Here is a 12,242-nt window from a genome sequence, read left to right as displayed (position 1 = left end):
CCAAAAGGTGCGGGTGGAGCGGCAGGGATGGGCAAGCGTAGGGAATGGGCAAGCGTGGTTTGTTGATTGCCTCGGTGTCGACGGGGCTGGTCGCTGGGATCTTCTTCGGGACCGACGCGGGGGCCGCGCAGGACGAAGAAACCAACGTCCAGAATCTGCCGGCAGTCGAGGTGGTGGCGCCGGAGCCGGCCCCGAGGCGCCGTGTGAGGCGTGCCCCAGCGCGCGTCGCGGGCACTGCGAAGCCCAAGACCAAGCTTTACGTCTATCCGACCTCGCCGGGCTCCTCCGGCAGCATCGAGGTCGACAAGATTCCCGCCAGCGTCAATGCGGTCGATGCGAACCAGATCAGGCGCACCCGTTCGCCGGATATCGCCGTCGCCTTGCAGCAGTACGTGCCTGGTCTCAGCATCAATGAGGTGACCGGCAATCCATTCCAGCCCGATGTGCAGTTTCGCGGCTTCGTCGCTTCACCTCTGGCCGGCACGCCGCAGGGCCTTGCCGTCTACCAGAACGGCGTGCGCATCAACGAGGCCTTTTCCGACACTGTCAATTGGGATCTGATCCCAACTGCTGCGATCCGATCGGCGCTGGTCGTGACCAACAATCCCGCGTTCGGCCTCAATGCGCTCGGTGGCGCCATCGATCTGCAGATGAAGAACGGCTTCAACTATCAAGGTGCCGAGATCGACGTCATGGGCGGCTCATTCGGCCGCATCCAGGGCTCTGCACAATGGGGTAAGCAGGTCGACAATAACTGGGCGGCCTACGGAGCGCTCGAAGGCATTCACGACAATGGCTTCCGCAATTTCTCGTCGTCGGACGTCCGGCGCTTCTATGGCGACGTCGGGTATCGCTTTGAAGGCAACGAATTCCACCTCAACATGGGCCTCGCCAACAATTCCCTCGCGGGACCCAGCACCGTTCCGGCCGAATTGCTCCAGCAATATTGGGGTGCGACCTATACGACGCCGCAAACCACGTCCAATAAGGTCGGCTATCTCAACCTGACCGGCAAGGTGGAGGCGACGCCGACCTGGACCTTTGAGGGCACGGCACATCTGCGGGGCTTCAGACAGAATACCATGGACGGAAATCCGACCGACGCCCAGCCTTGTGCCGATCCGACGCTCCTGTGCTTTGGCAATGATACGGTCCCCGCTTTTGGCCTGAATGGCGCTCAGCTCGTCAATCCCTTTGCGCCGGATGCCGTACTCGGCGAGCTCGATCGCACCAGCACGAGATCGACCACGTTCGGCGTATCCGGGCAGGCGACCAACAGCGATCAGTTGTTCGGTCACGAGAACCGCTTCGTGATCGGCGCGAGCTATGATGTCAGCAGCACTCGCTTCGACGGTACCGCCGAATTGGCAACCATCGGCACGAACTATGTCGTCACGGGCAGCGGCATATTCCTGGGCCAGTCCGGCGAACCGACATCGATTGGCCCCGTGTCGCTTCGCACCGTCAACCAATATCAGGGGCTCTATGCGCTCGACACGTTCAACGTGGACGATCGCTTTGCGGTGACGGCAGGCGGGCGGTTCAATGCAGCCCGTGTCACGTTGATGGACCAGCTCGGCACCGCGCTCAACGGCGATCATACCTATGATCGATTCAATCCGGTCATCGGCGGCACCTACAAGATCACGTCTGAAGTGACCGCTTATGCGGGCTATTCCGAAGCCAATCGTGTTCCGACGCCGCTCGAACTCGGCTGCGCCGATCCGACGAGGCCCTGCATCATCGGGCAATTCCTGATCGCCGATCCGCCACTGCAGCAGGTCGTCTCCAAGACCGTGGAAGCGGGCTTACGCGGTACCAAGGAATTGAAGATCGGCTCGCTCGGCTGGAAGATCGGCGCCTACCGCGCCACGAACTACAACGACATCCACGCGACCCCAATTCCGGGGTTGACGGGATTCGGCTTCTTCCAGAACGTCGGCCGGACACGCAGGCAGGGTGTCGAAGCCGAGGTGAGCCTGAAGTCCAATGCGCTTCAGTTCCAGGCGAGCTACGCGTTCCTGGATGCGCGCTTCCTCGATGCGTTGCAGCTTGGCTCGGAGAGCCCGTTCGCCGACGCCGACGGCAACATCCAGGTCTTGCCGGGCAATCAGATTCCGCGCCTGCCGCGCCACCTCGTCAAGGCCAGTGTCGAATATGCCGTGACCGACGATTGGAAAATCGGGGGTGACGCGCTCTTTGTCTCGAGCCAATATTTCGTCGGCGACGAGTCCAATCAGTTTCCGAAGCTGCCGTCCTACACCGTGTTCAATCTCCACACCTCCTATCAGATCACCAAGAACCTGCAGATCTACGGTCGCATCAACAACGTTTTCGACAACCGCTACTCGACCCTCGGCACCTTCTTCGACAGGGAAGCCCTGCCTAATTTCGCCAATGGCGGCGCGGAATTCACCGACCCGCGCTCGCTGAGCCCGGCCCGGCCGCGCGCGTTCTATGCGGGGATGCGCGTGACGTTCTAGGCTCGCCGTCGATCTGCGAAGCGGCGAGACGGACATTAGGACCATTTCGTAGAAGTCTCCGCGGAATTGCCAAATAGTCATGCTGCGGTTGGAGGCGAGGTATGCCTTGAGGTCCGCAGTGAGTTCGTTGGATGAAGTTCCGTTAGCCCCGCATGACCTGCGTCTGAACAAAGACGTTTCGTGCCAGACCGCCGCGGTGTGCGCCAATCGGCAGGATCCGACCTCTCGATCCAAACCGGCGGTATCGTCGCTTCGACCCGCCTTGTTGTGCCTCGTGTCGCTGACCATGCTTGCCTTTGGCCATGTGCTCCACGCCCAGGATGGAGCGGCCGCCGACAGGGAATTGGTAGTGGCGACCAAGGCGGCGCCACCGTTTGCGATCAAGCAATCGGATGGGACGTGGGGCGGTATCAGCATTGCGCTCTGGAAAAGGATCGCTGATCGGGAGCATCTGCGTTTTCGCCTGGTCGAGACCCAGAGCGTCCCGGACCTCTTGGACGGCGTCGCGAACGGCACTTTCGACGCCGGTGTTGCCGCCGTGACAGTGACTGCCGCGCGTGCACGCAACGTCGATTTTACTCAACCTTTTTACAACACCGGGCTTGGAATAGCGGTGCCGATCAATGAGAACCCGTGGGTCTCGATCGGGCGGGCGCTGCTTTCCTTCGGCTTCTTCCAGGCTGTCGGGGTGCTGCTCGGTTTCGCAATGGCAGTCGGCTTCCTCATTTGGGTATTCGAGCGGCGGAAGACTGAACACTTCGGCGGCGGCGCCAAAGGGCTAGGCTCCAGCTTCTGGTGGTCGACGATCGCCATGACCCAGGCCGGCGCCGCCCAGAATGCTCCGGCAACCCTGCCGGGGCGGATCGTCGCAATGGGGTGGATGATCGCTTCCGTCATCGCGATCGCCGTATTCACCGCTGGCATCACGTCCACCCTCACGCGCCGAGGGCTCGAGGGTGCCGTTCACGGCTTCAACGACCTGCGCTCGGTGCGTGTCGGCGCCGTCGCGAATTCTCCGACGACTGATTACCTCGGCCGTCAACGGCTTTCCTTTCGAACATTTCCGGACATTCAAACTGGCCTCTCCGCGCTCGGAGCCGGCAAGATAGATGCCTTCGTCCATGACAAGCCACTGCTGACCTGGATGGTTCGGAACGACTATTCGGCGTCGGTGCGTGTTGTCGAGACCAGCTTCAGCAGCGAGAGCTATGCGATCGTGCTGCCGAGAAACAGTGCGCTGCGGCCGAGGCTCGATCTCGCTGTCCTCGATCAAGTTGAAAGCGATTGGTGGCAACAAACGCTGTTCGAGAGCCTTGGAACTGCTCGATCGCCCTGACATTGCTGTGCGTGATCCGGACGCCGAAAGCTTGATCGGCGCCGAGAGGCGTAGCAACGAAGTGGCCGGACCAATTTCTTGAGGAAGACGTTATTTTCCTGAACAGTGATCGAATTGCGAGTTTGCTTTCAAGGGGGCGGTTGAGCCGTCGACCTCAAGTTTGGCAGCACTTGCAGAGGCGTCGAGAAGAATAATAAAGCTTCGGCGCCATGTTCCATTGACGCCCATGATGCTGACGGTGTGATTGTGTTCGAACCGAACACGGTTTGCCTTTCGATCGTTTTCCCATCATCTGCGGTCCCCAATTCATGAAATCATCCTCAGAACAGATGCGCTGCCTCCCTGCGCGTAACCTCAATAAGCTGATTGATTCTCGCCGACTGAGCCAGCAACGTCGTCCTTGTCGTGCCATTCACGACGACCCGCCTAAGGATCATTCGAATGCATGTGTTTGCGAGATCAAGAATGAATATGGCCTGACGCAGGTCCTCCGTCGTTTGAATATCCAGACCTTCAACCTGCGACAACAGAGCAGTGACGTTGCCCAGAACGTCGGACAGTCTCGGGCGTGAGGAGTTGGGGTCGGTTTTTTGTTGGTCAGGCCGATGAAATTTTAAAACCGTAGACATTGTCGCGATGCTCTCTCGCGTGTCGCAATCATTGCTGTGATCGCTTCGCCTCAGCGGCTACTAAAAAAACAAAGTCGGAAAATCAAAGGAAGCTGTGCAATACCAACGACGGCTGCGCTGATCTGCAATGAAATACCCGCGCTCTAAGGTAGAATCTCACACGAAAGCGGTTAAGAGGATTTATAAGTTTTTGGCAGCTAACAAAAACCGATATCGAAATTCGGCAGCCGTGGCGCGTCGCCACTAGAGCTCTATACGTAGTATTCCGGAGTCTCCAGAATCGCATTCGACTTTATTAGGATTGTTGGAGTGCCTTGACCCGAGACGGAGAAAGTTGGCTCTACCAGTGCTGACGCCAAAGATATTTCGCTTTACTGATCTCGATCAGTATCGAACGGCCGTGCGAAATCTAAAGGTCGAATTTACGCCCCTCGCGCGGAAAATCTCTGCTGAGCAAGTCATCCTGAATCTCCCGGGATGCGACATCAATTTCGCGAAATCGTTCCCGCGCATCGCCGATGGCGAGCTTGCTGAAAATTGCACGGCTATCGGGTTCTCGATGGACGACGGGTTTCCCATTCGCTTCAACGGAGTCGAAAGAGATCGGGCGGCTTTCGTGATGGGCAGCGGCGGCGCTGCATACTCCACGGTCGAACGAGCCGAGCGGAAATTCACATCGATTATTTTCACGCAGGAGATAGAGAATCGCGGCTGGCCCAGAAAAGGTCCGAACTGGAAAATGTTTGAAACGAGCATCGTGGCGCAGCATCGGCTGCGCGAGCTGGTGAGGCTCGTCTTGTCGACTTCCCCAAAGTTCACCGCCTGCGAGGTGGCTGACGCCTCCGTTGCGATCCGGGAGTCCCTGCTTGCCGGCGTTGATGCCGCGTTCGCTGAAGTGGTTGACGCAAGATGGGCCTCCCGGGGGAACTCCATCAAGCAGTTCAAAGTGTTTCGGAACATCCAGGCCGTGCTTTCCGGCAATATTGGGCGTCCGGTCTATAGCGAAGAACTCGCGCGAGAACTTGGTATTTCCGTACGGGCCATGCACGATGCCGTCCAGCGATACCAGGATATGAGTCTGCATCGATATTTGCGGCTGAGACGTCTGTGGCTCGTCAGGCAAAAGCTGCTGGCCGGAGGAGAGAGCGTAAAGGCGTGTGCGCTCGCGTTTGGATTTTGGCACCTGGGCGACTTCGCCAGGAGTTATCGTCTTCACTTCGGTGAAACGCCTTCCGACACTCTGGTGAGATCACGTCAGCGGTGATGCGGCTGCCTGCTAACTAGCGGCCATCGAATTCGCGTCGGCCTCCTTGGGGCGTAGGGCTGAAGAGCGAGAGCCTAGGAGGCGCCCTGAGAGTCTTTGATCGCCAGCGCGACCGTTTCCCCCTCTCCCCTTGATGTGGGAGAGGCCGTCTCGCCGCGCAGCGGCGAGACGGGTGAGGGGCCTCCCTCGCGCGTTCAACTCTCATCACTGAGTTCGCGGAGCAAGACCCCTCATCCGGCGCTTCGCGCCACCTTCTCCCACAAGGGGAGAAGGGAGGGCAGTGTGCCGCGGGCCGCAATTCTGCATCCTCAATTCCGCGCAGCCTCTCTTCTCAAATGTCCCACGACCCGCCATTGTGCCGTCGCAACAGCGGTAAGTGGATAAGCATCAATGTCGGACAACGTCTCGCGTCGCCAGTTCGCGAAACTCGCGGGGCTGTCCGCAGCGGGAATGACAAATCCGCTGGAGATGGCGGAGGCCAAGCCGGCAGCGCCGCCGCGCGCATCGGGCGGCTTTCCTCCCGGTTTCCTCTGGGGCACGGCTACGTCGTCCTATCAGGTCGAGGGCGCGGTCAATGAGGACGGGCGAGGGGTCTCGATCTGGGACACCTTCACTCGCGTCCCCGGCAAGATCGAGGACGGCAGCAATGGCGACCGGGCCAACGAGCACTACCACCGCTACAAGGACGACATCGGTCTGATCCGCGAGCTCGGCTGCAAGGCCTATCGCTTCTCGGTCGCCTGGCCGCGAGTGTTTCCCGACGGCGACGGCAGGCCGAACCCGAAGGGGCTCGACTTCTACAATCGCCTGATCGACGAGCTGCTCCGCAACGGCATCGAGCCGTGGCTGACGCTCTATCACTGGGACCTGCCGCAATCGCTCCAGGATCGCTTCGGCGGCTGGCGTTCGACCGAGACCTGCAAGGCGTTCGGCGATTATGCGGCCTATGTCGCCGAGCGCCTGACCGATCGCGTCAGCAACGTGTTCACGCTGAACGAGAGCGGCCGTTTCGTCTTTTTCGGCTACGGCAACGGCATCGACGCGCCTGGCTTGATGCTGCCGCAAGCCGAGATCAACCAGATCAGGCACAACAGCGCGCTCGCGCATGGGCTCGCCGTGCAGGCGGTGCGTGCCCGCGGCCGCCGCGGCACGCGCGTTGGTCCGGCCGAGAACGTCGACGCCTGCATTCCCGCGATCGATACGCCCGAGCACGTCCGCGCCGCCGAGATCGCGCTGCGCGAGTTCAATGCCGGCTATCTCAACGTCATCATGGAGGGCCGCTATACCGACGCCTTCCTGAAATTCGCCGGCCCCAACGCGCCGAAATACACCGACGCGGAATTGAGGATCATCTCCTCGCCGGTCGATTTCCTCGGTCTCAACATCTACGCGCCGCAGCACTATGTGGTGCCATCCGACCAGGGCGCGGGCTTTGCGCCGCTGCCGATCCCGAAATCGTTCCCCCACATGAACTCGGACTGGCTTCGCGTCGGGCCCGAGACGATCTATTGGGTGCCGAAGTTAGCTGCGAAGATCTGGAAGACCAGCGCGATCTATATCAGCGAGAACGGCGCCTCCGGCGACGACCAGGTCACGCCCGACGGCAAGATCTACGACACCGACCGCATCATGTATCTGCGCAACTATCTCGCGCAGCTCCAGCGCGCGACGGAGGAGGGCGTGCCGGTGCGTGGCTATTTCCTCTGGAGCCTGATGGACAATTTCGAGTGGGTCTTCGGCCTCAACAAGCGCTTCGGCCTCTACCACGTTAATTTCGACACCCAGGTCCGCACGCCCAAGCTCAGTGCAAGCTTCTACCGCAACGTGATCGCGAAGAATGCGGCGGGGGCGTAGTTCTCTCCCTCTCCCCGAGAGCTCTCGTACCGATTGCGCGATCATACATTGATGCAGGTGTTTTGCCCGACGAGTCAACTGGTTCGCGAATGCGCCAAGTGTCATCCCGCTGCCGCATTTCTACTTTGCATGGGGTTGTTTTTCATTTTTTTACGCAGAAGGGGCGTGGCCCCCTCGCATTGACTCTCCTCTCCTCCTGATTCAAAACGCCCTCAACATCCATAAATTAAGAGGTAACGCCATGGCTGACGCGCTGATCATCGATGCCTGCAGGACGCCGCGGGGCATCGGCAAGGCCGGCAAGGGGGCGCTCTCCGGCATTCATCCGCAGCAGTTGGGTGCAACCGTCCTGCGCGCGCTCGCGAACCGCACCGGGATCAACACGGCCGATGTCGACGACATCGTCTGGGGCTGCAGCGCGCAGGTCGCGACCCAAAGCGGCGATCTCGGGCGGATGTCGGCGCTCGATGCCGGCTACGACGTGCGCGCCAGCGCCGTGACGCTCGACCGCTTCTGCGGCTCCGGCATCACCAGCGTCAACATGGCGGCGGCCTCGATCATGGCGGGCGCGGAGGACCTCGTCATCGCTGGCGGCTGCGAGATGATGTCGATGGAGGGCCGGCGCGGCGGTGGTCCCATGATGATGGACTCCGGCAACTTGCGGCTTCGCGCCAGGCATCCGCAGTCGCATCAGGGCGTCTGCGCCGATGCGGTCGCGACGCTCGAAGGCATCACCCGGCAGGACGTCGACGCGCTCGGCCTCGAGAGCCAGAAGCGCGCCGCGCAAGCGATGGCCAACGGCCACTTCAAGAAGAGCCTCGTACCGGTCCATCGCGAGGACGGCAGCCTTGCGCTCGACCATGAAGAGTATCCGCGGCCGCAGACCACGATGGAAGGGCTTAGCTCGCTGAAGCCCGCATTCCCCGCGATCGCCGACTATGCGCTCGACGACAAGGGCACGACCTATCGCGGCCTGATCCTGCAGAGATATCCGGACCTCAAGATCGACTTCGTGCATCACGCCGGTAACTCCTCCGGCGTCGTGGATGGCGCCGCCGCGATCCTGCTGGCCTCGCCCGCTTACGCCAAGGCGCATGGCCTGAAGCCGCGCGCCCGGGTCGTGGCGATGGCCAATATGGGGGACTCGCCGACGTTGATGCTGAACGCGCCGGTGCCGGCGACCCGCAAGGTGCTGGCGAAGGCGGGGCTCACCATCGACGATATCGACCTGTTCGAGATCAACGAGGCCTTTGCGGTGGTTGCGGAGAAATACATCCGCGACCTCAAGCTCGACCGCGCCAAGGTCAACGTCAATGGCGGTTCGATCGCGCTCGGCCATCCCATTGGCGCCACCGGCTCGATCCTGATCGGCACCGTGCTGGACGAACTCGAACGGCGCGATCTCAAGCGCGGTCTCGTCACCATGTGCGCCGCCGGCGGCATGGCCCCGGCCATCATCATCGAGCGCGTCTAGCCTTATTTTCCAGGGTGAATCGCGACCGGCCTCGTATATGGAGGCCGGTCGTCGCTTGTCGAAGGCGTGGAATCAGCTTTAGCAAGGCGGCGTGCGGGCCTTTGAAACAAGGCAAAAGCCCGCTGCCGAGGCTTCCTCCGCTCCGGAAGTGGCTAAAAATCAGGGTTTTTTGCCACAGGGGGCAAAAAAGCCCGTATTTTCGCGATAAAACTGTGCAGAAGGCTCTAGGCCTTCAACGGTTGGTCTAATATGCAACCGGCAACGAATCAGAGGAGACACGATGCCAACCCAACTTTCCAAATCGCAGTTGATCGAAAAGATTGCGAACGCCACCGAGCTTTCCAAGCGCGACGTCAAGAACGTCATGGAGACTCTGACGGACGTCGGCCACAAGGAGCTGAAGAAGAACGGCATCTTCCTGGTGCCGGGCTTCGCCAAGTTCGTGGTCATCAAGAAGCCCGCGACCAAGGCGCGCAAGGGCACCAACCCGTTCACGGGTGAAGAGATGATGTTCAAGGCCAAGCCGGCCCGGAAGATCGTCCGCGCCCGCCCGGTCAAGGCCGCCAAGGACGCCGTGGCCTAAGAAAGAAAAGGCCCCCTCTAAGGAGGGGGCCTTTTGTTTTGGGCGACCGCGAGGGCTTAAGGCGGAGGGGTCAGCCCTTGCGGCGCTTCACCCGGACCGGAACCGGCTGAAGCCGGGGCTGCGGAGCACCGGGCAGCACCTCCCGAAGCCGGTCGATTGCGCGATCGACCAATTGGCGCAGGCGCTGCGCCGTCCGCGACTTTCTCGCTCTTTCCAGTCGTTCGTTCATCTCACCTCACTCCGCCGCCTCGACCTTGGCCCCGGCCGGCTCGAGTGCCGCAGCGATCGCCTCGTCCACGCGCTCCAGCCAGATGAATTCGAGGTTGTCCCGCGCGCTCTTCGGGATGTCGTCGTAATCCCGCTTGTTGCGTGCCGGCAGCATCACCCGCTTCAGCCCTGCTGCTGCAGCCGCCACCACCTTCTCCTTGATGCCGCCGACCGGGAGTACCAGACCGCGCAGCGAGATCTCGCCGGTCATCGCGGTGTCGCTGCGCACCGTACGGTTGGTGAGCAGCGAGGTCAGCGCGGTGAACATCGCCACGCCCGCGCTCGGTCCGTCTTTCGGGGTTGCGCCCGCCGGCACGTGGACGTGGATATCGCTCCGCTCGAACAGCGAAGGCTCGATCCCGAGCTGGGTGGCGCGGCTCTTCACCAGCGTCATCGCCGCCTGTACGCTCTCGCGCATGACGTCGCCGAGCTGGCCGGTCAGGATCAACCCGCCCTTGCCGGGAACGCGCGTCGCCTCGATGAACAGGATGTCGCCGCCGACCGGAGTCCAGGCGAGGCCCGTGGCCACGCCCGGAATGCTGGTGCGCAGCGCGATCTCGCCCTCGAAGCGCGGCTGGCCGAGCACGGTGCTGATATCCGTCGGGTTGATCACGACCTTCGCGACCGTGCCCTCGGCGACCTGCACCGCAGCGTAGCGGAACACCTTGCCGATCTCGCGCTCCAGCGAGCGCACGCCGGCCTCGCGGGTGTAGCCCTTGACGATCAGCTTCAGCGCCTCCGGCTCGATCTCGGCCTGCTCCGCCGTCAGCCCGTTGGCCTCGAGCTGCCGCCGCACCAGGTAGCGGCGCGCGATCTCGAGCTTCTCCTCCTCGGTGTAGCCGGCGAGGCTGATCAGCTCCATGCGGTCCAGCAGCGGGCCCGGAATCGACTCCAGCATGTTGGCGGTCGCGATGAAGACCACGCGCGACAGGTCGAACGGCACGCCGAGATAGTTGTCCCGGAACGTCCCGTTCTGCTCGGGGTCGAGCACCTCCAACATGGCGGCGGACGGATCGCCCTGCACACCGCGGCCCATCTTGTCGATCTCGTCCAGCATCATGACGCAGTTGCGGCTGCCTGCCTTCTTGATGCCCTGGATGATGTTGCCAGGCAGCGCGCCGATATAGGTGCGCCGGTGACCGCGGATCTCAGCCTCGTCATGCACGCCACCCAAGCTGACGCGCACGAAGGGGCGATCCATCGCGCGCGCGATGGATTGTCCGAGCGACGTCTTGCCGACGCCGGGCGGCCCGACGAAGCATAGGATCGGCGCCTTGCCCTGGGGAGCGAGCTTGCGCACCGCCAGATATTCGATGATCCGCCTCTTGATCTTCTCGAGGCCGAAGTGATCGGCGTCCAGGATGCGCCGGGCTTCCTTGATGTCGATCGGCTTCTCCTCGGGCAGCGCCCAGGGCAGTTCGATCAGCCAGTCGAGATAGGTACGGACCATGCCGGCTTCGCCGGCAGCTTCCGGCATGCGCTCGTAGCGCCGCAGCTCCTTCTTCGCATGCGCCTCCGCCTCCGGCGGCATGCCGGCCTTGGCGATCGCCGCGGTCAGTTCGGCGACTTCGGCCGCCTTGCCGTCGCCTTCGCCGAGCTGGCGCTGGATGGTCGCCATCTGCTCGCGCAGGATCGCCTCGCGCTGCCGCTCGTCGAAGGCGGCGCGGGTCTGCTGCCCGATCTCGTTGGAGATGCGCAACACCTCCAGCCGCTCGGCGAGCTGCTTCGACACCTTCTCGACGCGCAAGGCGAGATCGATGGTCTCCAGGATCTCCTGCTTGTCCTGCGGCTTGATGTCCATGAAGGAGGTCGCAAGGTCGGCGAGCGCGCCGGGCGCCGTGGTGGTCTGGAACATCGTGACCAGCTCCGGCGGCGCCTGCGGCAGCAGCTCGACGGCCTCGATTGCCTGGCGCTGCAGGTTCAGCGCGCGCGCCTCGATCTCCGGCGAGCTCGCGGCCGGCTCCGGAATCTGCTGCATCCGTGCAGCCAGAAATGGCGTGCCGGGCAGGAAGTCGAGGATGCGGGCGCGCTGCACGCCTTGGCAGACGACGTGATGGGTCCCGTCGGGCGCGGTGATGTAGCGCACGATGTTGGCGATTGTGGCAACCCGGTAGAGATCGTCCGGGCCGGGATCGTCGATCTCGGGATTGCGCTGCAGGAGGATACCGATCGGCCGCTGCTCGCGCAGCGCCTGCTGCGCGGCCGCGACCGACTTCGGACGGCCGACCGCGATCGGCGCGATCGCGCCGGGAAACAGCACCATCTCGCGGACGGGGATGATGATCAGCGCATCATCCGGGATGCTGACGGATTCGGTGTTCGGCGTATTGTTCATCTGTTCGGCCATGATCG

Annotated in this window: 7 protein-coding genes; 6 read left to right on the top strand and 1 reads right to left on the bottom strand. The window is 62.2% G+C overall.

Annotated features, from left to right (window positions below; all coding sequences use genetic code 11):
• The first annotated feature begins 44 nt into the window (after positions 1–44).
• From MTR72_RS25450 to MTR72_RS25425, 6 genes are all read left to right on the top strand, one after another.
• Complete coding sequence (locus MTR72_RS25450; protein WP_341511448.1) at positions 45–2,483, top strand: TonB-dependent receptor; 2,439 nt, start codon at positions 45–47, stop codon at positions 2,481–2,483.
• Positions 2,484–2,601: 118 nt separating this feature from the next.
• Positions 2,602–3,819, top strand: coding sequence for a transporter substrate-binding domain-containing protein (locus MTR72_RS25445; RefSeq protein WP_341511447.1), 1,218 nt, complete (start codon positions 2,602–2,604; stop codon positions 3,817–3,819).
• A gap of 975 nt (positions 3,820–4,794) precedes the next feature.
• A complete protein-coding gene (locus MTR72_RS25440; RefSeq protein WP_341511446.1) occupies positions 4,795–5,712 on the top strand; it encodes a helix-turn-helix domain-containing protein in 918 nt (305 codons plus the stop codon).
• A gap of 390 nt (positions 5,713–6,102) precedes the next feature.
• Complete coding sequence (locus tag MTR72_RS25435; RefSeq protein WP_341511445.1) at positions 6,103–7,566, top strand: GH1 family beta-glucosidase; 1,464 nt, start codon at positions 6,103–6,105, stop codon at positions 7,564–7,566.
• Between the two features lie 241 nt (positions 7,567–7,807).
• A complete protein-coding gene (locus tag MTR72_RS25430) occupies positions 7,808–9,040 on the top strand; it encodes an acetyl-CoA C-acetyltransferase (RefSeq protein ID WP_341511444.1) in 1,233 nt (410 codons plus the stop codon).
• A 280-nt stretch (positions 9,041–9,320) separates the two neighbouring features.
• A complete protein-coding gene (locus tag MTR72_RS25425; RefSeq protein WP_280969533.1) occupies positions 9,321–9,623 on the top strand; it encodes an HU family DNA-binding protein in 303 nt (100 codons plus the stop codon).
• 235 nt (positions 9,624–9,858) lie between these two features.
• On the opposite strand, the gene lon is transcribed toward MTR72_RS25425, so the two are convergent.
• Positions 9,859–12,240 carry an endopeptidase La gene (gene lon / locus MTR72_RS25420; protein WP_445819638.1) on the bottom strand — a complete coding sequence of 794 codons (2,382 nt, stop codon included), beginning with the start codon at positions 12,238–12,240 and terminating at the stop codon, positions 9,859–9,861.
• Positions 12,241–12,242: the final 2 nt, after the last annotated feature.

It is taken from the genome of Bradyrhizobium sp. ISRA442 (genome assembly GCF_038085055.1).
GTDB lineage: Bacteria > Pseudomonadota > Alphaproteobacteria > Rhizobiales > Xanthobacteraceae > Bradyrhizobium.
This window is presented reverse-complemented; position numbering and strand designations above follow the sequence as displayed.